The 23,587-nt window shown below is 67.6% G+C and carries 18 protein-coding genes; 13 read left to right on the forward strand and 5 right to left on the reverse strand.

The window, feature by feature from the left end; genetic code table 11:
* The first annotated feature begins 23 nt into the window (after positions 1-23).
* From WFK61_RS16945 to WFK61_RS16960, 4 genes are read left to right on the forward strand one after another with little or no spacing between them, the layout of a single operon-like run.
* On the forward strand, positions 24-776 hold the full coding sequence (locus WFK61_RS16945; protein ID WP_336813262.1) for a ChuX/HutX family heme-like substrate-binding protein: 753 nt from the start codon (positions 24-26) through the stop codon (positions 774-776).
* On the forward strand, positions 760-1,653 hold the full coding sequence (locus WFK61_RS16950; RefSeq protein ID WP_336813263.1) for a ChaN family lipoprotein: 894 nt from the start codon (positions 760-762) through the stop codon (positions 1,651-1,653). The genes WFK61_RS16945 and WFK61_RS16950 overlap by 17 nt, the downstream gene beginning before the upstream one ends.
* Entirely contained in the window at positions 1,650-3,389 is a 1,740-nt protein-coding gene (locus WFK61_RS16955; protein WP_336813264.1) for an ABC transporter ATP-binding protein/permease, read from the forward strand. Before WFK61_RS16950 ends, WFK61_RS16955 begins: the two co-directional genes overlap by 4 nt.
* A 38-nt stretch (positions 3,390-3,427) precedes the next feature.
* Positions 3,428-5,287, forward strand: a complete 1,860-nt coding sequence (locus tag WFK61_RS16960) for an ABC transporter ATP-binding protein (RefSeq protein ID WP_336813265.1) — start codon at positions 3,428-3,430, stop codon at positions 5,285-5,287.
* Between the two features lie 24 nt (positions 5,288-5,311).
* Here the strand turns inward: WFK61_RS16960 and WFK61_RS16965 are convergent, their stop codons facing one another.
* From WFK61_RS16965 to WFK61_RS16975, 3 genes are all read right to left on the reverse strand, one after another.
* Positions 5,312-6,589: an NAD(P)/FAD-dependent oxidoreductase gene (locus tag WFK61_RS16965; RefSeq protein ID WP_336813266.1), complete on the reverse strand. Its 1,278-nt coding sequence runs from the start codon at positions 6,587-6,589 to the stop codon at positions 5,312-5,314.
* A 93-nt stretch (positions 6,590-6,682) separates the two neighbouring features.
* Positions 6,683-9,031, reverse strand: a complete 2,349-nt coding sequence (locus WFK61_RS16970; RefSeq protein WP_336813267.1) for a molybdopterin guanine dinucleotide-containing S/N-oxide reductase — start codon at positions 9,029-9,031, stop codon at positions 6,683-6,685.
* Between the two features lie 181 nt (positions 9,032-9,212).
* Positions 9,213-10,229: an amino acid ABC transporter substrate-binding protein gene (locus tag WFK61_RS16975; protein WP_336813366.1), complete on the reverse strand. Its 1,017-nt coding sequence runs from the start codon at positions 10,227-10,229 to the stop codon at positions 9,213-9,215.
* Positions 10,230-10,782: 553 nt separating this feature from the next.
* Here WFK61_RS16975 and WFK61_RS16980 point away from each other — a divergent pair.
* The 9 genes from WFK61_RS16980 to WFK61_RS17020 all read left to right on the forward strand — a co-directional run bounded on the left by WFK61_RS16980 (position 10,783) and on the right by WFK61_RS17020 (position 21,084).
* Positions 10,783-12,636, forward strand: a complete 1,854-nt coding sequence (locus tag WFK61_RS16980) for an ABC transporter permease (RefSeq protein ID WP_336813268.1) — start codon at positions 10,783-10,785, stop codon at positions 12,634-12,636.
* A 3-nt stretch (positions 12,637-12,639) separates the two neighbouring features.
* On the forward strand, positions 12,640-13,764 hold the full coding sequence (locus WFK61_RS16985) for an ABC transporter ATP-binding protein (RefSeq protein ID WP_336813269.1): 1,125 nt from the start codon (positions 12,640-12,642) through the stop codon (positions 13,762-13,764).
* Positions 13,765-13,786: 22 nt separating this feature from the next.
* A complete protein-coding gene (locus tag WFK61_RS16990) occupies positions 13,787-14,920 on the forward strand; it encodes an ABC transporter substrate-binding protein (RefSeq protein ID WP_336813270.1) in 1,134 nt (377 codons plus the stop codon).
* A gap of 48 nt (positions 14,921-14,968) precedes the next feature.
* Positions 14,969-16,111, forward strand: a complete 1,143-nt coding sequence (locus WFK61_RS16995) for an ABC transporter substrate-binding protein (protein WP_336813271.1) — start codon at positions 14,969-14,971, stop codon at positions 16,109-16,111.
* A 75-nt stretch (positions 16,112-16,186) separates the two neighbouring features.
* Positions 16,187-16,993: an HAD family hydrolase gene (locus WFK61_RS17000; protein ID WP_336813272.1), complete on the forward strand. Its 807-nt coding sequence runs from the start codon at positions 16,187-16,189 to the stop codon at positions 16,991-16,993.
* Positions 16,980-17,846: an inositol monophosphatase family protein gene (locus WFK61_RS17005; protein ID WP_336813273.1), complete on the forward strand. Its 867-nt coding sequence runs from the start codon at positions 16,980-16,982 to the stop codon at positions 17,844-17,846. The genes WFK61_RS17000 and WFK61_RS17005 overlap by 14 nt, the downstream gene beginning before the upstream one ends.
* A 93-nt stretch (positions 17,847-17,939) precedes the next feature.
* The gene (locus tag WFK61_RS17010; RefSeq protein WP_336813274.1) at positions 17,940-18,773 is read left to right on the forward strand and encodes an inositol monophosphatase family protein; all 834 of its coding nucleotides are present in this window, start codon (positions 17,940-17,942) and stop codon (positions 18,771-18,773) included.
* Positions 18,774-18,790: 17 nt separating this feature from the next.
* Positions 18,791-19,408 (forward strand): dual specificity protein phosphatase family protein, encoded by a 618-nt coding sequence (locus tag WFK61_RS17015; protein WP_336813275.1) that lies wholly within the window; start codon positions 18,791-18,793, stop codon positions 19,406-19,408.
* Positions 19,405-21,084: a metallophosphoesterase family protein gene (locus WFK61_RS17020; protein WP_336813276.1), complete on the forward strand. Its 1,680-nt coding sequence runs from the start codon at positions 19,405-19,407 to the stop codon at positions 21,082-21,084. Before WFK61_RS17015 ends, WFK61_RS17020 begins: the two co-directional genes overlap by 4 nt.
* Here the strand turns inward: WFK61_RS17020 and WFK61_RS17025 are convergent.
* Positions 21,071-22,090: a LacI family DNA-binding transcriptional regulator gene (locus WFK61_RS17025; protein ID WP_336813277.1), complete on the reverse strand. Its 1,020-nt coding sequence runs from the start codon at positions 22,088-22,090 to the stop codon at positions 21,071-21,073. The genes WFK61_RS17020 and WFK61_RS17025 overlap by 14 nt on opposite strands.
* A complete protein-coding gene (locus WFK61_RS17030; protein WP_336813278.1) occupies positions 22,087-23,436 on the reverse strand; it encodes a MalY/PatB family protein in 1,350 nt (449 codons plus the stop codon). The genes WFK61_RS17025 and WFK61_RS17030 overlap by 4 nt, the downstream gene beginning before the upstream one ends.
* Positions 23,437-23,587: the final 151 nt, after the last annotated feature.

The raw sequence follows: 23,587 nt of genomic DNA on the forward strand, positions 1-23,587 counted from the left end.
TCGCAACCCTTTTGGAGACCATCATGAGCAACGAGACCAATCCGCGCGAAAAGCTCGCGCAAGCACCGGCCGAGATCCTGCAGAGCCTGCCTGCCATGGGGCGCGTCATGCTCAGTACCCGCTCCGGCGGCGCGACCCATGAACGGATGGGCGCGGTCGAGACCGTGACCATCGCCGGCAACGAGGCCCGTCTCTCCGGCGCCTTCCACGACAGCCGCATCGACCTCGGCACGGTCATCAGCATCGTCGCCGACCGGACCAGCAAGATGCGCGAGCGCGTGCTGCCGCGGCTGGAATGCCAGGACGCATCCGGCGAGACCCTGTTCAGCCTGATCGGGCTCGACGGGCTGGAGCCCTTCGACAAGGCGCTGGAGCCGTTCGGCGCCGGCGAGAAGCTGGAGCCGCTCCAGCGCGAGGCGCCCGGCAGCGGCGGCTCGGCCGATGTGCCAGAAGACGATCTCGGTGCCCGCAGCTTCGCGGCGATCCTGGCCTCCGGCGAGGCGATCGCGATCGATGTCGAGCGCGCCGGGCTGTTCCAGCATTGGCAGGGCGTCCTGCCCGAGCCGAAGCCGGCCATGGGCTTCGTCAACATCATGCAGGGCGATTTCCACCTGCATCTCAAGGCCGGCGCGGTCTCCGGCTGGACCCGGACGGACAGCGCGGGGACCGTGGCACTCGAAGCCCGCGACAGCGACGGCAAGGGCTTCGGCCTCGTCCTGCGCGGCCCGGCAGCCGCCTTCGCAGAGGTTCCGGACGTCGATGTCGTCAACGGCTGAACCGGCACCGGCGGGCGCGAGCTTCGCCCATCCGCGCGCGACATGGCTCTGCCCGGACACGGGCAGGCTGCTGGCGCAGGGCGAGCTGATGCAGGCGATGGCGCGCAAGCGCGTCGTCCTGCTCGGCGAGACGCATGACGTCGCCGAGATCCATCGCTGGCAATTGCATGTCACGACCTGCCTGCACCTGCTGCGGCCGCAGATGGCGGTGGGCTTCGAGATGTTCCCGCTGCGCATCCAGCCGGTGCTCGATGCCTGGGTCGCGGGCGAGATGGACACCGCGACCTTCCTCGAGCGCAGCGAATGGGCACAGGTCTGGGGCTTCGATCCCGAGCTCTACCTGCCCCTGTTCCATTTCTGCCGGCAGCAGCGGGTGAAGATGCTGGCGCTGAACTGCCACCGCCCGCTGGTCACGCGGGTCGGACAGGTCGGCTGGGAAGCAATCCCGGTCGAGGAGCGCGACGGCGTCACGCCGTCTGCTCCGGCGACCGAAGGCTACCGCGCCTATCTCGCCGCGATAACCGGCCGGTTCAGCGGATCGGCCAAGCCGGAGGCGATGGCGCCGGAGCGCTTCGATCGCTTCATACGGGCGCAGCAATGCTGGGATCGCTCCTTCGCTTGCCGCATCGCCGATCATCTCGTTGAGGCGACCGACGATCCGCTGGTCGTCGGCATCATCGGGCGCGGTCATCTCGAATATGGCCATGGCACGCCGTTCCAGCTCCGCGATCTCGGCGTCGAGGATGTCGCGGTCCTGCTGCCGGCAACCGATGCCGCGCCCGAAGTGGAGCCTCTGGCCGGCATCGCCGAGGCGTTGTTCCGGCTCGACACGCCCGAGCCGCCACAATCGCGACGGACGCCGCGAGCGGCGTCATGAGGGCCGTGCTCTCCCAGATCATCGGACTGACCCGGCTCTGCATCGCCGGGCCGGGCGGCAAGATCGGCGCGCTCTACTTCCTGATGATCTTCGGGCTCGGCCTCGCCGGGGTGCAGGTCGGCGTGCGCCTGATCGCCTGGACCGCGGATTTCTACAACGCCCTGCAGAAGCTCGATGTCGACGGCGCGCTCAGGCAGATCGCGATCTTCTTCGGGTTGATCGCGATCAGCGTCTGCATCCACCTCGCCAGCGCCTATCTGCGCAAGATGCTGCAGATCCGCTGGCGGCGGGCGCTGACCGAAGCCGCGCTGGATCGCTGGCTGGCGGGGAAAGCCTATTGGCACCTGCGCGAACGCACCGATCACGGGCTCGACAATCCCGACCAGCGCATCGCCGAGGATTGCCGCATCTTCGTCGAGAAGCTCACGATCGAGGGGTTGGAGCTCGCCACGAACATCGTCGCTCTGGTGACCTATGTTTCGATCCTGTGGTCGCTCTCGACCTTCGCGCTGTCCTTCAGCCTGTTCGGCCATTCCATCGAAATCCCGCGCTACATGGTCTGGGCTGCGCCGCTCTATGTCGCCATCGCAACCTTCATCACGCATGGCCTCGGCCGCCCGCTGAAGGCGCTGACGGTCGAGCAGCAGAAGCGCGAGGCCGATTTCCGCTTCTCGCTGGTGCGCCTGCGCGAGCATGTCGAGGGCGTGGCGCTGGCCGATGGCGAGCCGGCGGAGCAGCGGCTGTTCCGCGAACGCTTCGGCGCGATCGCCCGGAACTGGCAGAAGCTCGCCAATCGCGAGCTGATCCTCGGCTTCTTCACCCGCCCCTATTTCCAGACCGTGCTGCGCATTCCGCTCTTCCTGGCGCTGCCGGCCTTTCTCGCCGGGCGTGTCACCTTCGGCGGTCTGATGCAGATCGGCTCGGCCTTCCAGAACGTGGTGACGACGCTGTCCTGGTTCGTCTTCTCCTATCGCGACCTCACCGATCTCGCCGCGGCTGCAAGCCGTCTGTCCCATTTCATGCGGGCCGCCGAGAACGCGGCCACGCTGGCTCGCGGCCCTGCCCTGCACAAGGCGGAGGAAGCCGAGCTGCGGCTGCGCGACGTCGTGCTCGCTACACCCGCGGGGCAACACCTCGCGCCAGTCCCGGATATCAAGCTGGAAGCCGGCGGCAGTTATTGGCTCGCCGCCCCCTCCGGCCATGGCAAGAGCACGCTGGCGAAGGCGATCGCCGGGCTCTGGACGCATGGCGAGGGCCGGATCGAGCGGCCGGAAGGACGCATCCTCGTCCTGCCGCAGCAACCCTATCTGCCGCTCGGCAGCTTGCGTTCCGCGCTGGCCTACCCGCAATCGCCGGAGGCCGTCGACGACGCGACCTTGCGCCGGACGCTCGCCACCGTCGGGCTGGAGGAACTCTGGTCGCTCGACGAGGACGGCTGGACGGACAAGCGGCGCGGCCTCTCGGGCGGCGAACAGCAGCGCTTCGCACTGGCGCGCGCGCTGTTGCAGGCGCCCGACTGGCTGGTGCTCGACGAAGCGACGAGCGCGCTCGACGTGGAGACCGAAGCGCAATTGCTGGCTGCATTGCGCCAATCCCTGCCTGACAGCACGCTGGTCCTGATCGCGCATCGCGCGCCGCAAGGGCTGGGCTCGCTCCAGATGATCGAGCTCAGGCAGGCACGACGGCCAGAGGCAGCCCCCGCCACTGCCCTCGCGCAGCCCGAGCCGGTAAGCTGACCGGAGATGAGTCGCCTTCCCGTTTCGCCGGCCTCCTGATGGCCATCCCCTCGCTTTCCGAGGCCGCCGCCGCGCTCCGGCGGCGGTTGTCGCTGTGGCAGGACGTCCCGCGGCTGCTGCGCTCGCTGTGGCAGACCAGCCCGCGCCTCTTCGCGGCAATTGCCGCCTTGCGCCTGCTGCGCGCGCTCCAGCCGCCGGCGATGCTGTTCGTCGGCAAGCTGATCATCGACGAGATCGTGCTCCAGACGCGGACGCCGGCTCCCGGCCCTGCCCTGTCCGACTGGCTGGAGAGCGGCCGGGCCTCGGCATTGGCCAGCTGGATCCTGCTGGAATTCCTGCTGGTCGCCGGCGGCAACGCTCTCAACCGGCTGGGGACGCTGGTCGAAGGCCTGCTATCCGAGCGCCATGGCTTCGCGATGGGCGCGCAGCTCGTCGAACGCGCCGCCGAACTCGATCTCCGGGATATCGAAGGCAGCGCCGCTCAGGACAAGCTGCAGCGCGCCAATGCCGCGACGATGCTCGGCTATCAGCTGGTGACCAATCTCCTCACGCAGCTCCAGAATGCGGTGACACTGCTCGCCCTGCTGGCCGGCCTCGTGTTCTTCGTGCCCTGGCTGATCGTGCTGCTGCTCGCCGCCCTGCTGCCGACCTTGCTGGTCGAGGCCCATTTCAATGCCCGGCAATATGAGGCGGCGACGGCTCTGATCCCGGAACGGCGGCGCCTCAACTACCTCCAGCATGTCGGCTCCTCCACGCATGCGGCGAAAGAGGTGAAGCTGTTCGGCCTGGGCAGCTATATCGCCGGCCTGTTGCGGGAGGTCGCGGAGCGCATCATCGCCACCAATCGTCGGCTGGCGGTACGGCGCGCGGCCTGGAGCAGCCTGTCGGGCGCGATCGGCGCGCTCGCCTATTACGCAGCCTATGCGGTCGTCGCGTGGCGGGCGCTCACGGGCGAACTCAGCATCGGCGACCTCACTTTCCTGGCGGGCTCGCTGATGCGGCTCAACGGGCTGTTCGAAGGGCTGATCGTCGGCCTCTCGCAGATCACCTCGCAAGCGCAGTATCTCCGCGATCTCTATGCCTTCCTCGACATGCGTTCGACCGTGGTGCCTCCAGCGCATCCCCGGGCCTTTCCCGCGCCTCTCCGGGAAGGCGTGACCTTCGATGATGTCGGCTTCCGCTATCCGGGCAAGCCGGACTGGGCCTTGCGCCATCTCAGCTTCGCCCTGCCGGCCGGCGAGACGCTGGCGCTCGTCGGCGAAAACGGCGCCGGCAAGACCACGATCGTCAAGTTGCTGACCCGACTCTACGAGCCCGACGAAGGCCGCATCCTGATCGACGGCATCGATATCCGCGATATCCCGCTGCCGGCGCTGCGCGAGCATGTCGGCGCGATCTTCCAGGATTTCATGCGCTACAACCTGACGGCCTCGGAGAATATCGGCGTCGGCCGGGTGGCGCGCATCGGTGAGCGGCCGGCGATCGTCGAGGCTGCGCGCAAGAGCCTGGCCGATCCCGTAATCGCTGGTCTGCCAGAGGCTTACGACCAGATGCTCGGACTTGGATTCCAGAGCGGGCTCGACCTCTCGGGAGGGCAGTGGCAGAAGGTCGCCATCGCCCGCGCCTATTTCCGCGATGCCGAGCTCCTGATCCTCGACGAGCCGACCGCCGCGCTCGATGCCCGCGCCGAGGCGGAGATCTTCGAGCGCTTCCGCCATCTCAGCGCCGGCAAGACATCCCTGCTGATCTCGCACCGCTTCTCGACGGTGCGCATGGCCGACCGCATCCTCGTGCTGGAAGGCGGCGCCATCCTTGAACAGGGCAGCCATGCCGAATTGATGGCGCAGGACGGCCGCTATGCGGAGCTGTTCAAGCTGCAGGCTGCCGGGTTCCAGTAGGTCCGGCAGCCGTCTTGTAGGCGATTACCGCCCGCGGATCAGGTCGGCCGCCTGATAGCTCCAATAAGTAAGCTGGACGGCCGCCGTGCCGAACGGGCCGCCGTTCCAGACCAGACCGAAGGGCGCGAACAGCTTGTAGCGGTCGCTGGCGCCGCGGATCGCCTCGGCGATGACGGTGCCGCCGATGGCCGTCGTGTTCATGCCGTGGCCGCCGAAGGCGGTGCAGTACCAGACGCCCGGCCGATACTGGCCGATCTGCGGCATGAGGTGGCGGGCATAGGACATCAGGCCCGACCATGCGGCCTCGACCTTCAGTCCGGCGAGCTGCGGATAGGTCGTGACCATCTCGTGGCGCAGGATCGCGGCGACGTCGCTGGGCTCGGTCGTGCGCGTGGTGATGCGCCCGCCCCAGAGGATGCGCGAGCCGCCTTCGACGGTGCGGTAATAGTCGCCGGCGCGCCGGTCGTCGCCGACGCCGGTGCCGATGCGGATCGCGGAGCGGATCAGTTCCGGCGCGGCCTCGGTCAGCAGCACATAGGTCGCGATCGGGATATAGGCGCGCCGCAGCGCCGGCAGCACGCCGCCGGTATAGCCGCCGGTCGTGAACAGCACCTGATCGGCCTCGATCGTCGCCTTCACCGTCTTCAGCTGCTTCACCGCCCCGTCGAGTTCGCAGGAGATGACCGGCGAACCCTCGTGAATCTTGCCGCCCAGCCGGACGATCTCGCGGGCGAGCGCACGGGCATAGTTCAGCGGGTGGAAATGGAAGGAATCATCGGCCGTCAGCGAGGCGTGGTATTTCGGCGAGTTCAGGAGCGCGCGGGTCTCGTCGCGGCCGAGATAGCGGAGCTTGCGGCCGAAGCGCTTCTCCTGCGTGTCGCGCACCGCCTGAAGCCCGGCTCCGCCATCATAGCGCACGACCTTCATGATGCCGGGCGACGGCGCGGCCTCGGTGATGGCGAGGCTTTCGATATTGCCGCGGACGATTTCGACGCCTTCCATCGTCAGGCGATAGAGTTCGTCGGCCTGCTCGCGGCCGGTCTGGCGCTCGATCGCGGCGAGCGAGGTCGCATAGCCCGGGCTGACGAAGCCGCCATTGCGGCCAGACGCGCCCCAGGCGACACGCTCGGCCTCCAGCAGCAGGACGGAGCGGCCGGCACGGGCGAGATCGAGCGCGGCGGTCAGGCCAGCGAGGCCGCCGCCGACGATGCAGATATCCGTCTTCAGCGTGCCTTCGGCCGGCGCGTAGCTCTCCTCGGTCGCAAGCGTGCGGCGGTAATAGGTATCGATATAGGAGGACATGCGGTCTCGCGGAGGCAGGCGGCGGGTTGTGTCGTTGTCGGCTTGCGCGATCCGCCACCGGTTTCCTCGGCTGCGGTTCGCGACTATCGAGGCTTACTCGGCGGCTTGTGCGGAGCGCGAGCCCGGCGGGTCGAAGGCCTGGATCGGCGGCAGGTTGCCGTCGAAGCGCGCGACCTGCACCGTGGTGAGCTGGCCGGTGCAGCCCTGCGCCAAAGCCGAGGTGCCGATATCGCGGGTCAGCACGTTCGGATTGCCGTGGACGCAGAGCGGCTTGTCCTCGTTCGGATCGGCAGGATCGTACCAGGCGCCGGTCGGCAGCTGGATCACGCCCTTGCGGATACCATCGGTGACATGGACAGCCGCGAGGCAGGCGCCGCGCTCGTTCGAGAGCCGGATGATGTCGCCATCGGCAATGCCGCGCAGCGCCGCATCGTCCGGATGCATGTGCGCGACCTCGCGGCCGCGATGCTTGGCGTCGCTGCTATGACCGCCGAAATCGAACTGGCTGTGCAGACGGGTCCGCGGCTGGTTGGCGACGAGCACATAGGGATTGGCCTCGTCCGGCACATTGCTGGCACCGAGCCAGGTCGGATGGCCGGGGCAATCGGCCTCGCCGAAGCCGGCGATGGTCTCCGAGAAGATTTCAAGCTTGCCTGATGGCGTCGGCAGGGGCGCGGCTGCCGGATCGGCACGGAAGGCGCGCAGCTTGCCGCCATCGTCGGGCTGCTGCGGCAGGTCGAAGCCCTCGCCCGCCCAGAACTCGGCGAAGCTCGGCGCCGGCAGGCCCTTCGCCGCCAAAGCCGTGCGGGTCGGCTCGTAGAGATGCTCCAGCCATTGCCGGGCGGTGCGGCCCTCGGTGAAGGCCTCGCCCGTGCCGAGCCGCTCGGCGAGATCGGCGAAGATCGCATAATCGTCGCGCGCCTCGCCATAGGGCGCGACCACCGGGTGCATCGGCACCAGCAGCGGGTCGTTGGGGTTGCCGCCGATATCCTCGCGCTCCAGCGTCATCGTGCAAGGCAGCACGATATCGGCGTGGCGGGCGGTCGCGGTCCAGGCGAGTTCGTGCACGACCAGCGTGTCGATACGGGCGAAGGCCTCGCGCAGGCGGTTCAGGTCCTGATGGTGATGGAACGGGTTGCCGCCGGCCCAGTAGACCAGCTTGATCTCGGGATAGGTCCGGGTCTGGCCGTTATAGCGATAGGTCGTGCCCGGATTGAGCAGCATGTCGGAGATGCGCGCGACCGGGATGTAGTCGCTGATCGGGTTCCGCCCCTGCGAGAAGGTCGGCATCGGCACGGCATTGTAGCGCCGGCCGTAATAGGCGATCGCGCCAAGGCCGTAGCCATAGCCGCCGCCGGGCAGGCCGATCTGGCCGAGTGCCGCCGCGAGCACCATGCCCATCCAGACCGGCTGCTCGCCATGGGTGGCGCGCTGCAGGGCGTGGGCGACGACGACGAGCGCGCGCTTGCCGTGGAGGCGCTTGGCCAGCGCGACGATCTCCTCGGCCGGTAGGCCGGCGATCGGAGCGGCCCAGGCCGCGTCCTTGGGCTGGCCGTCGCTCTCACCCAGCAGGTAGCGTTCGAAGACCGGCCAGCCGACCGTGTAGCGATCAAGGAAAGCGCGGTCGTGCAGGCCGTTGACGACGAGCGTATGGACCAGCGCCAGCATCAGCGCCGTGTCGCTGCCGGGCTTGTTCGCGACCCAGTCTGCACGGGCTTCAGCCGGCAGGTCGCTGCGCAGCGGGCTGACCAGCACGAATTCGCAGCCGCGCTCCTGCGCCCGCTCCATCGCGCCGCGCTCGACATGGCGGCTGGTGCCGCCGCCGGCGACCATGCTGTTCTTCAAGGCCATGCCGCCGAAGGCGAGCACGATCTCGCTATGGTCGGCGATCTGCTCCCAGGAGACGTTGCGCTTCACCAGATCCTCGTAATCGCCGATGATATGCGGCACGAGGACGGAGGACGCGCCCGAGGAATAGCTGTTGACCGACTTCACATAGCCGCCGGTCGAGGTGTTGAGGAAGCGGTGAATCTGGCTCTGGGCATGGTGGAAGCGCCCGGCGCTGGCCCAGCCATAGGAGCCGCCGAAGATCGCGCCGGGGCCATGGTTGTCACGCACGCGGCGCAGTTCGCCGGCGAGCTTGTCGAGCACGGCCGACCAGGACATCGGCACGTATTCGTCGCGGCCACGGCGATCGTCGGGACCGGGGCCGTTCTCCAGCCAGCCGCGCCGGACCATGGGCTGGGCGATGCGGGCGCGATGGCGTAGCGCCGCCGGGAAATTCTGGATGATCTCGTTGGGATCGGGGTCGCCCTCATGCGGACGGACCTCGAGCTGCCCTTCCTTCATGCGGGCCGAGAACACGCCCCAATGCGAGGTATGCGGGCGAAACGCCTCGCTTTCGGTCACAGCTTCGCCTGCCGGAACGATCGGAGCCGCCATCGCCTTCACCCTCACCTTTCGGACTTGAACAGCCCTTCCTCATTCCCCTTGTCCGCTGCCGATCGCAAGGGGTTTTCGCGGATTGCCGGCAAGCGCCGCACGCTTGGCCAGAATGCAGGAAGGGCCCGGCTGAACGAGCAGCCGGGCCCTTCTTCATGCCAGCGGACGAATGGCCCGATGCTTAGCGGATCGGCGCCGCGTACTGCAGGCCGCCATTGCTCCAGAGCGCGTTCTGGCCGCGCTCGATCTTGAGGAGCGAGCCCTTGCCGAGATTGCGCTCGAACATCTCGCCGTAATTGCCGGCCGCCTTGATGGCGTTATAGGCCCAGTCGTTCTTGAGGCCGAGCGCCTCGCCGAAGGTGCCTTCCTTGCCGAGCAGGCGCTTGATCTCGGGATTGTCCGACTTCTCGCGCAGCTCGTCGACATTCGCCTGGGTCACGCCGAGCTCCTCGGCCGTGATCTGGGCGAAATGGACCCAGGTGACGATGTCGAACCACTGGTCGTCGCCGTGGCGGGTGACGTAGCCGAGCGGCTCCTTCGAGATCGTCTCCGGCAGCACGATATGGTCGCCCGGCGACTTGAAGCGCATGCGCTCGGAATAGAGGCCGGACGCATCCGTGGTGAAAGCGTCGCAGCGGCCGCTCTCATAGGCCTCGGTCGCCTCGTTGTTGGTGGCGAAGGTCACCGGCTCGAACTTCATGTTGTTCTTGCGGAAATAGTCCGCGGTGTTGAGCTCGGTCGTGGTGCCCTGCTGGATGCAGATCGAGGCGCCGCTGAGCTCCTTCGCCGATTTGATGTTCAGCGACTTCTTCACCATGAAGCCCTGGCCGTCATAGTAATAGGTCGCGCGGAAGTTCTGGCCGAGCGTGGTGTCGCGGCTCATCGTCCAGGTCGTCGTGGCGGCGATGAGATCGGTCTCGCCCGACTGAAGCGCCGTGATCCGGTCCTTCGAGGGAAGCTGGATGAACTTCACCTTGGACTTGTCGCCGAAGATGGCCGCGGTCAGCGCCCGGCAGTAATCGGCATTGATGCCGGTCAGGACGCCATTCGCATCGGGAACGGCGAAGCCGGCGAGATTCGCGCCGGTGCCGCAATTCAGCACACCGCGCGACTGAATGGTTTTCAGGGTCTGTGCTTGCGCCGACACCGAAACGGTGCAGACGACAGCAGCGGCAAGCGCCAGGGTCAACTTCATAATTCCATCCCCAGATGACAGTAGTGCCGACGATGTTCCACGCGGCCCGGCTCCCGTCAATCGTCAGCACGCGTGGGCACGGCTTCTTCAGCGGCGGGCCGATCGACAGCCGGCCACCGCAAGCCCGCCTCCCCGTGTCCTCCCCGTACACGCCGCCGATTGCATGCGATGCCCGCACAGCTGATCGAATGCGTGCCCCTAGGGGGCGGCGTTCGCATCGAACCCGACCAATTCCGGCAGAATATGCCGCGGTTGCCGGATTATGGAGCGATTGCACAGGTGTGCGAAAACTTGACGAAACCCGTTGACATTCGCCTGCCCACCGTGGACCAATGGGAAGCCGGCTCATCAGCGCACGGCACGAAACCGCCGAGAAACGGCGGAAGCGGGCGGCAAGGACCATTTTCCTTGACCCGCCCCGACAAGACGAAGCCTGCCGGCCCAGCCGGAGGGCACGGAGGAAACGGAATGGTCGAAGGGCTTACTGTCCAGCGCGGCGCACACGCGTGCAATACGATGACCCTATCACGCCCTGCCGGCAGAGCGGCGTGAAACGATGAGCAGTTCCCCGATCGCCCGTAGCGCCGGCCCGGTGCCCGCATCGATCCCGAGCAGCGGCAGCCGGCTGAATGCCCTGCGCTATCGTGCGAAGGTCGCGCTGAACGGGCCGACCACCTTCATCGGCCTGCTGCTCGCCGGGCTCTTCACCTACCTAATCGTCATGCCGGTGCTGTCGATCCTGTTCGACGCCGTGCGCGTGCAGTTCGGCGACGAGCGCCGTCTGCGGGCGAGCGCCGGCGACTTCACCACCTATTATCTGGAGCGCGCCTTCACCTCGCGCGTCGCCCGCGACCTGTTCTGGGGGCCCTTGGCCAACACGCTGACGGTGGCGGCCAGCGCCATTGCGCTCGCAATGATCATCGGCGGAGTGCTTGCCTGGCTGCTCAGCCGCACCGACATGTTCGGCCGGCGCTGGTTCGCGACGGCGCTGATCGTGCCCTACATGCTGCCGGCCTGGACCTTCGCTCTCGCCTGGACGACGCTGTTCAAGAACCGCACCGTCGGCGGCCAGCCGGGCTGGCTGGAGGCGATGGGCCTGACGCCGCCGGACTGGCTCGCCTATGGCCGGCTGCCGATCACCATCATCCTGGCGCTGCATTACTCGCCCTTCGTGATCCTGCTGTTCGGCAATGCGCTGCGCCGTTTCGACAGCCAGCTGGAGGATTCTGCTCGCATCCTCGGCGCGAACCGCCTCACCGTCGCGCGCCAGATCATCCTGCCGCTGATGCAGCCGGCGCTGCTCTCGGCGATGGTGCTGATCTTCGCGAAATGCCTCGGCGAATTCGGCGTCGCCTATGTGCTCGGCCTGCCGGTCGATTTCGACGTGCTCGCGACTTCGCTCTATCGCAGCATCTCATCGCGCCAGTCCGGCGTCGCAGCGGTGCTCGCCGGCTCGATCATGCTGATCGGCGTCATCACGCTGATGATCGACGCAAGGCTGCTCAAGGAAGCGCGCCGCTTCGTCACAATCGGCTCCAAGGGCTCGATGAGCCGATTGAGCCCGCTCGGCATCCTGCGCTGGCCGGCCACCGGCTTCGCCGCCCTGATGTTCGCCTTCAGCGTCGGGCTGCCGCTGCTGACGCTCGCGCTCTCGACCGTGATGCGCCAGCCCGGCAATTTCGCGCCGGACAATTTCACCCTCGACTACTGGATCGGCCGCGACCTCAACACCGTCGCGCTGAAGAGCGGCATCCTGTTCACCCCCGACCTCTGGCGGGCGGCCTGGAACAGCCTGTCGATCGTCGGCGTCGCCTCGGTGACCTCGGGCGTGCTCGGCCTGCTCGTCGGCTATGTCGTGGCGCGCACGCCGATCCGCCCGCTCGCCGCCTTCCTGCGCCAGGTCACCTTCATGCCCTATCTGGTGCCGGGCATCGCCTTCGCCGCCGCCTATCTCTCGCTCTTCGCGGTGCCGCGCGGGCCGATCCCCGCGCTCTACGGAACGGCCGCGATCCTGATGCTCGCGCTCATCGCCGACCAGATGCCCTATGCCTCGCGGGCCGGCGTCGCGGCGATGATGCAGCTCGGCAAGGACCCGGAGGAAGCCGCGCAGATCGCGGGCGCCGGCTGGTTCCGCCGCCTCATCGCTATCGTCATCCCGATCCAGAAGGGCGCGCTGACCACCGGAATTCTGCTGCCCTTCATCTCCGGCATCAAGGGCCTGAGCCTGTTCGTCGTGCTCGCGGTGCCCGGCACCGACGTGCTCACCACCTATTCGCTGCGCCTGATCGACTACCACTACACCCAGGCGGCCAATGCCGTGGTGCTGATCATCGCCGCGATCTCCTATTTCGGCACGCTCGCCGGCCAGAAGCTGACCAAATCCAATCTCGCGCAAGGACTAGGGAACTGAACCATGCCCAGGATCAACCTGCGCGGCGTCGCGAAGAACTACGGGGTTGCGGGGGCGAATGCCGTCTCCGGCCTCGACCTCGAAATCGGCGACGGCGAATTCATGTGCCTGCTCGGGCCGTCCGGATGCGGCAAGACCACGACGCTGCGCATGATCGCGGGGCTGGAGAACCTCAGCGCCGGCGAGATCCAGGTCGGCGCGCGGATGGTCGACAGCGTCGGCGCCGGCATCTTCGTGCCGCCGGAGAAGCGCGAGATGGGGCTGGTCTTCCAGAGCTACGCGCTCTGGCCGCATCTGACGATCGAGCGCAACACCGATTTCGGCCTGCGCCTGCGCAAGGTGCCCAAGGCCGAGCGCGAGGAGCGGGTCCAGCGCGTGATGAGCACGCTCGGCATCGAGAAATACCGCGACCGCTACCCGTCGCAGCTCTCGGGCGGGCAGCAGCAGCGCGTCGCGCTCGCCCGCATGCTCGCGGTCAATCCCGAGGTGCTGCTGCTCGACGAGCCGCTCTCCAATCTCGACGCAGCGCTGCGCCTCGAAATGCGCGCCGAACTCAAGCGCCTGCACCGCGAATTCAAGACTACGATCGTCTTCGTCACCCATGACCAGTGGGAGGCGATGACGCTGGCGACCACCATCGCAGTGATGAGCGAAGGACATCTGCAGCAGGTCGGCACGCCCAACGACATCTACGACCGGCCGGCCAACCGCTTCGTCGCCCAGTTCGTCGGCAATCCGCCGATCAACATCCTGGAATTGGACGATGCGCCGACGCCGCTCGCCGCCAGCGCCGGCCAATGGCTTGCAGCCTTCCCCGGCGGGGTTGCGGAGGCTGGTTCGGTCGGCATCCGGCCGGAGGCGCTGAAGATCACGACGGGAACGGCACCTGAAGGCGCTTTTTCCGGCAAGGCCGAGGTCACCGGCATCCTGCCGACCGGCGGGAGCTGGATCGTCGAATTGACCGTGCCGGGCGGCAAGCTGTTCCAGACCACGCATGAGATGCCTGCGATCGAACAGGGCGAGACCGTGAGTTTCTGGGTCGAGCCGCGCGCGCTGCACGTCTTCGACAAGGCGGGCAACCGCTCAGCCGCGGCCGACCAGGCGCTGCGCCCTGCCCGTCGCCACTGACGCCGAACCGAAGGAGATGCCCATGACGTCAAGCATTCCCGCCCGGCTCCGCCTCGCGACATCGGCCGCAGCGCTAGCGCTGGTGGCCGGCCTGTCGCCTGCGGCCGCACAGCAGGCGGAGCGCTTCGACCTGAACGCGCTGATCGCGGCGGCCAAGACGGAGAAGCCGATCACCGTCTATGCAGTCACTGGCAAGATCGTCGAGACCGCGAAGGCCTTCTCGGAGAAATACGGCCTGAAGGCCACGGGCAAGAAGGTCAACGAAGCGACGCAGGCCGACCTGCTCGTGCGCGAGGCCCGCGCCAGCAACGTGATCGGCGATGTCAGCGTCGCCATCGACGTCTCGACCGCAATGACCGAGCTGCTGCCGCAGGGCATCGTCGAGAGCTGGGTGCCACCCGATATCGCGCCGGACGTGCCCGAGGCGATGCGCAAGCCGCTCGTCATCGTCACCGATCCGCATGTTTGGACGTACAACACGGCCGCCTACAAGACCTGCCCGGTCACCAATATCTGGCAATTGACCGAGCCCGAATGGAAGGGCCGGGTCGCGATGCTCGATATCTACGACAAGCCGCTCTACGCCGACTGGTTCAACCAGATGGCGACGCATCACGATGCGGCCATGGCCAAGGCCTACAAGGACCTCTACGGCAAGGAGCTGAAGACGACGGAGGCCAGCGCCACCGCCGCCTGGGTGAAGGCCTATGCCCGGAACGCGCCGATGATGGGCGATAGCGGCACGGTCGCGGAGGCCGCCGGCGCCGCCAACCAGGCCAAGCCGTTCTTCGCGCTGGTCTCGACCGCGAAATACCGCGACAACCTCACCGCCAACCTGAAGCTCGGCATCTGCCGGGATCTCAAGCCCTTCGCCGGCTTCACATATCCGGGCCTGGGCCTGATCGCGAAGGGCACCAAGAGCCCGGCGACTGCCAAGCTCTTCATCCATTACCTGATGACGGCCGAGGGCATCGCGCCGCAGATCGTCGACGGCAAGATTCCGACCAATGCCAAGATCGCCATGCCGGCCGACGAGCCCTCGGGCGTCGGCGGCGTGCTCGGCCAGCTCATGACCTTCAACGCCACTACCGCCGGCGACGACGCCGACAAGCGCCAGGACTGGCAGGATTTCTGGCGGCTCAACTACAAGAAATAAGACGGGAAGCGGCCCGATGAGGCCGGGAAACAACCAGGGGAGAGCGACATGACACAGCATCGTCTACCATCGCGTCCGCGAGCCTTGGCCGGGCTGATCGCCGGCCTGCTGACAGCGGCGCTGGCCGGCCCCGCCGCCGCGCAGGGCGTCGTGCCCTTCGACGAGGCCGCCGCGCTCGCAGCGGCGCGCAACGAGCCGCCGATCACGATCTATGACAGCACCGGCAAGATCGTGGACATGGCCAAGTCGTTCTCGGCCAAATACGGGCTGAAGGCGACCGGCGTGAAGGTCTCCGCCACCAGCCAGCTCGAGATGATCATCCGCGAGGCGCAGGCCAACAACGTCAAGGGCGACGTCGTCCTGCTGACCGACACGCCGGCCGCGTTGGCCCAGCTTCTCCCGGAGAAGTTCGTCTACAGCTTCCTGCCGGAGGACAAGGCGGCCAAGATTCCGGAACTCTATCGCAATCCCCTGGCGATCAGCATCAACGCCACGGTCTGGGCCTATAACACGGAGGTCTACAAGACCTGCCCGGTCACCAATATGTGGCAATTGACCGAGCCGCAGTGGAAGCGCCGGGTCGCCTATTTCGACCCGCTCTCGCGCAGCAATTTCAACGACTTCATCAACCAGATGGCGACGCATCACGACGCCGCCGTCGCCAAGGCCTACAAGGACCTTTACGGCAAGGCGCTGAAGACCAGCGAGGAGAGCGCCACCGCCGCCTGGGTCAAGGCCTTCGCTGCCAACGCGCCGCTCGTCTCCGACACGGACGAGCGCATCTCGGAAGCGGTCGGCGCGCCCGGCCAGAAGGAACCCTTCTTCGGCTTCATGTCATCCGCCAAGTTCCGCGACAACAAGGACAAGGGCTACAAGCTCGGGCTGTGCGAGAGCTTCTCGCCCTGGCCGGCCTGGTCCTACACCAAGCTCGCGATGATCGCGACGAAGACCAAGAGCCCCAACGCCGCCAAGCTCTTCATCAACTACATCCTGACGCCGGAAGGCATCATGCCGCAGGTCGTCGATGGCAAGGTGCCGACCAATCCGGAGATCAAGCTGCCGGATGACGAGCCGTCGGGCCTCTCCGCGGTGCTCGACCGCCTGCTGCCCTTTAATGCCAAGTCGGGCCTCGATGACTGGGACCGGCGGCAGGATTGGCAGGACCTCTGGCGCTCCGCCTACAAGAAATAAGCCGCCAACCGAAGGCGCGCCGCGAGAACCCGGCGCGCCCTCTCCTGCCCACTACCCGGACCTATGAAGACCGCCATGACTGCATCCGCCTCCCTGCGGCGCCCGCGTGCGCTCCTGCTCGATTTCGGCGGCGTCATCGTCGAGACCGACAAGGTGCCGGGCTGGGAGGCCGCTCTTGCCGCGCGTGTCACGGAGGTGCTCGCGGAAGCCGGGGTACCGGCACTTCGACCAGCGAGGATCGTGGCCGACATCGCCGCCGGCAGCCTTGCCGACAAGCACTGGAAGAACGCGATGTCGCGGCTCTTCTCGCCGCGCGAGCTGGACCAGGAAGAGTTCTGGAGCGATTTCGTCGCGGCCGACTGGCCTGTAGCGGCGCGCGGCGCCGTCACGCGCCGGGCGCGCGAACTCTGCGAGGCGATGGGCCATCTGCGCAGCAAGCGCACCTTGCGCCGTGGCCTGACCCAGCTGCTCGACGCCTGCGATCGCGAGACAGTGCCCGTCGGCATCGTCAGCAATGCGCTTGCCGGACAGGTCCATCTCGATTTCCTGGAAGAGCATGGCCTGCGCCAACGCTTCGCCGTCGAGATCCACAGCGATGCCGTCCGGATCCGCAAGCCCAATCCCGAAATGATCTGGCTTGCCACGCGTGCGCTCGGGATCGAGCCGGCCGAGGCCTGGTATGTCGGCGACAATTTCGACCGCGACGTGCTCTGCGGCCGCCGCGCGGGCGTCGGCGGCGTCATCCTGATGGAAGCCAGCGGCACCTACGACAAGCCTTACGCACTCGAAGGCCTGACGCCGGACGCGGTCGTTGCCGATCCTGCCGGCCTCCTCACCCTGTTCGAACACGCCTGCGCCGGAGTAGCCGATGATGCCGCCTGATCAATCCGCCAAGCTGCGCGCTGTCGCCGAGCGCGCCACGCGGCTGGTGCAACCTGCCCTGCTCGCCGCCTTCCGCTCGACCATGGCGGTCGATTTCAAGGTCGACCGCCATGACGTTGTGACGCGCCATGACCGCGAGAGCGAGGCGGCGATCCGTGCCTTCCTGCTGGCCGAAGTGCCGGATTCCGAGGTCGTCGGCGAGGAAGCTGGCGCCAGCGGCTCCGGCCGGATCAAATGGTATGTCGACCCGATCGACGGCACGGCCAATTTCGCGCGCGGCCTCGCCTTCTGGTGCATCTCGGTCGGCGCCGTCGTGGACGGCGAGATCGTCGCGGGCGCGATCCTCGACCCCGTCGCCGACACGCTGTTCTCGGCCGATCTCTCGGGTGCCTGGTGCAATGGCGAACCGATGCGTTCGAACGCCGTGCCCGACGAGCAGCATGCCACGCTGATCACCGGCTACCCTGTGGCGCGCGATTTCCGGCTCGACGGGCGCGAGGTCGCGCTCGACCGCTTCGCGCGCTTGACCGAGACGTTCTCGACCCTGCGCCGGCCAGGCAGCGCCGCGCTCAGCATCGCCCATGTCGCGGCCGGTTGGGTCGATGCCGCGGCAGGCTTCGGCGTCAACGCCTGGGATGTGGCGGCGGCGATCCTGATCCTGCGCCAGTCCGGCGGACACTATCGCGGCTTCACGCTCGGCAAGCCCGGCGCGGATGCGTCGGAACTGTTCTGCCCCGGCTATGTCGCGACCGGCGCGGGCGCGGATTATCCCACGCTTCAGGGCGTCGCCGAGGCGATCTCGACCACGCGCATCGCCAAGGCCGCCGTTCAGCCCCGCGCCGCAGTCGCCTGAGGACGATTGCGAGCGAGGGATGTTGACGCTTTCTGCACAGCTGTGCAAATCACCATGGCCCGATCGGGCCCTTCGCCTTCGGGAAACCCGGCCATGACGCCCAGCTCCGCCCTGCTTGCCCCTGCCGCCGCGCTCGATCTCGACGCGCGTGCCGCCTTCTGCGTGGCGCTTGCGCGCTCCGCCGGCGAGATCGCCCGCGAAGGCTTTGCCGCCCGCGCCGCCGCCGGGCCGGATGCCGGGATCGGCATGAAGGGGCCGCAGGATTTCCTGACCGAGACCGACACGGCGGTGGAGCGCCATATCAAGGCGCGATTGGCCGAGAGTTTTCCCGCGGACGGCTTTCTCGGCGAGGAGACCGGCGGCACCGTCGAGGGCCATGTCTGGGTCGTCGATCCCATCGACGGCACGGCCAATTTCGCCCGCGCGATCCCGCATTTCTGCATCTCGATCGCCTTCGTCGCCGACGGCGAGATCGAGATCGGCGCGATCTACAATCCCGCGCTCGACGAACTGCATTTCGCCCGCCGCGACCATGGCGCGACGCTGAACGACCGGCCGATCCGGGTCTCCCGCACCAGCGCCTACACAGCCGCCTGCGTCGAGCTCGGCTGGTCGAACCGCCTGCCCAACGCGACCTATCTCGCCGTGCTCTCGGACCTGCTCGAGCGCGGCGCGAATGTCCGACGTGCGGCCTCGGGCGCGCTCGGCCTCGCCTATGTCGCCGATGGCCGCTCGGACGGTTATGCCGAGCTGCATATGAATCCGTGGGATTGCCTCGCCGGGCTCCTGCTCGTCCGCGAGGCCGGCGGCCGCGTCGGCCCCTTCCTCGCGCTCGACGGGCTGGCTAAAGGTGGCGGCGTTCTCGCCGCAGCGCCCGGCATCGCCAGCGGCATGAGCGCAGCGACCGGCATCCCGCTCGAACCGTGACGACAGGCTATCCCGCGATGCATGACGACAGCCCGCGCTACGAGCGCCCGCCCCTGAGCCTGATCGAGCCGAATGTCACGCCCTATGGCGTCGAGCTCTATATCGGCGGCATGGAGGCGGCCGGCGATATCGAATTGCTGAAGCGCCACGGCATCACCACCGTCGTCAATTGCGCCGTCAATCTCGATATTAACTATGCCGTAAAGCCGTTCCCGGACACGCCGCCCGGCAGCCTCTATGGCGGCGGGGCACTGCGTTACTACAAGATCGGCCTCGTCGATGGCGACGGCAATCCCGAGACCATGATGCTCGGCGGGTTCTACGTGCTGCGCGGCGCCTTCGCGCAGGTCCTGCCGAACCGGCCGACCTATCCCTTGCGCGAACGCGGCAACGTGCTCGTCAATTGCCGCGCCGGCCGCAGCCGCTCGGTCGCGCTGGTCGGCCTGTTCCTGCATGTCGAGATGCCGGAGGTCTATCCGACGCTCGAGGCCGCCTATGCCCATGTCCGGGAGAAGCGCGAACTCAGGCCCGACGAATGGCACGAGACGCCGAAACCGATGCTCGCCGCAGCGGCAGCCCGCGCCGCCGACTGGATCCGCCGTATCGACGCGGCGCAGGAGCCAATGCCGGCATGACCCGCATCGCCGTCATCGCCGACCCGCACTTTCATAACGTGACCTATCGGGCAGGCCACCCGCATGCGCCGCTCTCCGCCGTGCGCAGCCTCGCCGATACCGTCGCTTCCACGCGGGTGTTCAACGAGAGCTACCCGGCGCTCCCTGCCCTGCTCGACGACATCGTGGCGCGCGGCATCGAGCTGGTCATCCTCGTCGGCGATCTCACCGATGACGGCCAGCGCTCGACGATGGCGGCAGCGACGGCCGTGCTGCAGGACTACAGCGCCCGCCATGGCCTGCGCTTCCTCGCCACGCCCGGCAATCACGACCTCTACGCCATCCATGGCCGGCACCAGTCGAAGCGCTTCCTCGATGCCGATGGCAGCCATGTGCTGGTGACCAGCGACCCCGAGGCCGACGCCGGAGACTCGACGGCCCGTATCGTCAGCCCCGACATGCATTGCGGCGGCTATGACAGCGCCATCCCTGCCATGGCCGAGCTCGGCTTCTTCCGCCGGCCGTGGCATCTGCATTGGGAAAGCCCGTTCGGGCCGGACGATGCGCTATCGGCCCGCAGCTTCGAAATCCGCTCGGCCGATGGCGGCACCGTCCGGCGCATGATCGACAGCTCCTATCTGGTCGAGCCGGTCGAGGGCCTCTGGGTGCTCTCGATCGATGCCAATGTCTTCGAGCCGCGTGACGGCGACCGCGATCCGGCGCTGGAGAAGAGCTATATCGACAGCACCGATGCCGGCTGGAACGCGATGCCGCGCAACAAGCCCTTCGTGCTGGCCTGGATGCGTGACGTCGCGGCGCGCGCGGAGGCGCTTGGCAAGACGCTGCTCGCCTTCTCGCATTATCCGGTGCTCGACCCGTTGAACGGCACCACCGCCGACGAAGCGCGCCTGCTCGGCGACACCTCCTTCGTCCGCCGCGCGCCGACCGCCGCCACGGCCGAGGCCGCAGCCGCAACCGGCCTGCGCATCCATTTCAGCGGCCATCTCCACATCAACGACACGGCGTGCGTGTCGAGCGGCGACGACTGGCTGATCAATATCGCGGTTCCCTCAATGGTCGGCTTCCCGCCGGCCTACAAGATCGCAACCGTGGCGAAGGAGCACCTCGACGTGGAGACGGTGGTGCTGTCCGAGGTGCCGGGCTTCGATCTCGCCTTCGATCTCTACAAGGCCGAGGCACGGCTGACCGGCGAGGACGATGGCGGCATCGCCTCCACCACGAGCCATGGCGCCTTCCTCAGCACCCATCTCGCCGAGATGGTGCGCCGCCGCTACCTGCCGAAGGAATGGCCGGCCGATCTCGCCGCACTGGTGCCGCGCCTGACGCTGGCCGATCTCGACCGGCTGGCAGGGATCGCCGCGCCGCTCGCACCCGCAGACGTGATGCCGGAGGCCGCCGACCCGGAAGCCCTGCCCTTCTTCGAGCTGGTGGTGGACTGGTACAGGCTGCGCAAGGGCCGGCATGTCGCGCTCGATTTCATCGCGCCCGAGCGGCTCGATGCCTATCGGGCTCTGGCAGCGCGCTACCGGGCCGGCCACTGGCCGGCGACGAGCGTGCAGGCGCGCATCGCGAGCTTCCTCGCCATCCTCGAAAGCTATCTTGCGAGCTTGCCCTCTCGGCATTTCTCGATCGACCTCGCAACCGGCGCGGTCGAGGATCGCTTCACTTCGGCCTGACCGTCCGGCGCCAGACCGGCGTGACCGGAAACGTCGTGATCGTCGGGGCGCTGACGCCCGGCTCCCCGGCCGCGAGCTTCGCGATGATATGGTCGGCCATCTGGTCGATCGGCTGGCGGAAGGTGGTCAGTCCGTAGGAGGCCCAGCCGGCCTGCTCGATATCGTCGAAGCCGACGACGCAGAGTTCGTCCGGCACCGCCATGCCGAACTCGGTGCGCGCGCCGTCGAGGAAGCCGCAGGCGAGCAGATCCGTGACGCAGAAGGCCGCGTCCGGCCGGTCGGAACGCGCCAGCAGCTGGCGCGCGGCCTCGTAGCCGGAGGCATAGGCCGTCGGCCCGGTCCGCGCGACGGTGACCTCTAGGCCCTCTGCGGCGGCGGCCTGCCGAAACGCCTCCTCGCGCCCGACGATGCTGGGCGTGCCGGCGAGCGAGGACACCACGGCGATACGCGAGCAGCCGGCCCGGCGCAGCATGTGGAAGGCCTCGCCGGCCGCGGCGACATTGTCGACGACGATGTTCTCGGGCCCGGTCACGGGGTCGTCGCGGTTGATCAGGATGACATGCTGGCCGCTGGCGACGCAGGTCTCGATCAGCGCGGCCGGCGGCGCACCGGACAGCACGATCGTCGCCTGGGCGCGATAGTTCAGCGTCTGGCGCAAGGCCTTGGCGACGCTCTCGCCATCGCCCGAGGTGTTGATCAGCATGGCGACCTGATTGATCGCCTGCAGGCGGCGCGAGATCGCGTCGAGCATGCGCGACTGGTAGGGCGTCGCGACGTCGCCCGCGATCAGGCAGACGATGCCGCTGGATTCGTTGATCAGGCCGCGCGCCAGATGGTTGACGTGGTAGCCGAGCGACTGCGCGGCCTCCAGCACCCGCTCGCGCGTCGCCTCGGAGACGCTGGCGCCTTCCGTGAAGGTCCGCGACACCGCCGAGCGCGAAACGCCCGCGAGTTCCGCGACCTGCTGGGCGCTGACGAAAGACCGGCCCCGCTTCGCTCCCGTCATCGTCCCTCCACGATCGTGCACGGAATGTGCATCACGGCACAAACGTGCAAATGCCGCTGCGGAAAGGTCTTAGGAGAGGAACGAGCGCCTTGCAATTGCGGATGTCCCGCGCGTGCAAGGGCGAAGCTTGCGCCCCTGCCGGCCGGACTAAGGCCGCCCGCCCCTATTGCAGGTCGGCGAAAGCGAGCTTCAGGCGATCGACCGCTTCCACGACCACCGCGCGGCGTCGCCAGATTGAAGCGCAGGAAGCTCTCGCCGCCCTTGCCGAAAGTCGGGCCGTGATTGATCGCGATCTTCGCCTGCTTCTCGACGCGGGCGGTGAATTCGGCCGGTTCCATGCCCGTCCCGGAAAAATCCGCCCAGGCGAGATAGGTCGATTCCAGCGGCATCGAGCGTACGCCGGGAATCGCGTCGATGCCGGCATCGAAGATGCGGCGGTTGCCGTCGAGATAGAGGTTGAGCGCATCGACCCAGGCCGCGCCTTCCGGGCTGTAGGCGGCGGTCGCCATCGCCATGCCGAAGGAGTTCGGGGAGATGCCGAGCGCGTCCATGCGCCCGCGGAACAGGTCACGCAGCCGCGCGTCGGGAATGATGACGTTGCCGATATGGGCGCCGGCGATGTTGAAGGTCTTGGTGGTGGCGGTCATCATCACCAGTCGGTCCATGATCTCAGGCGCCGCGACCGGCATCACCGTATGCTTCTGGCCGGGCATCACGAGATCGTGGTGGATCTCGTCGGAGACCAGGACGAGGTCGTGGCGCTTGCAGAAATCGGCGATCGCGCGCAGTTCGTCGCGCGTCCAGACGCGGCCGCCCGGATTATGCGGCGAGCACAGGATCAGCATGCGCTCCTTGCCGGTCATCGCAGCGTCCCAGGCGGGAATGTCGAGGACATAGCGGCCCTCTTCCAGCGCCAGCGGGCATTCGACGACTTGACGGCCCGACGCGATCACGATGCGCGCGAAGGCGTGGTAGACCGGCGTCATCAGCACGACGCCATCGCCGGGCTTCGTGTAGGCCTCGACGCAGAGCGCGGTGCCGTTCACCAGGCCGTGGGTGGTGAAGACGGAGTCGGGCGAGACCTCCCAGCCGTGCCGGTTGAGCATCCACCAGCGGATCGCAGCAAGATAGGCGCGGTCATCGCCGAAATAGCCGTAGATGCCATGGGCGTTCATGCCGTCGAGCGCGCCCTGCACGCAGGCCGGCGGACGGAAATCCATGTCCGCGACCCACATCGCGATGCCGCCATCGGCCGGCACGCCATAGACGGTCTCCATCTTGTCCCATTTGGCCGAGTGGGTGCCGCGGCGATCGATCCGCTCGTCGAAATTGGGAGAAAGCTGCATGGGGCCCTGCCGGCTAAGACGGAGAATATCCTTCCCCTAGCAGGTCTCACGGGAGAACACAGCCACTGCCCGATGCAATGCAGCGGCTCGACAAGCGCATTCCTCAAAGCCGCCGATCAGGCTCTCGCGGCAGGAAGACCGCAGGCTTGCG

Source organism: Allobosea sp. MMO-172 (genome assembly GCF_037147855.1).
Taxonomy (GTDB): domain Bacteria; phylum Pseudomonadota; class Alphaproteobacteria; order Rhizobiales; family Beijerinckiaceae; genus Allobosea.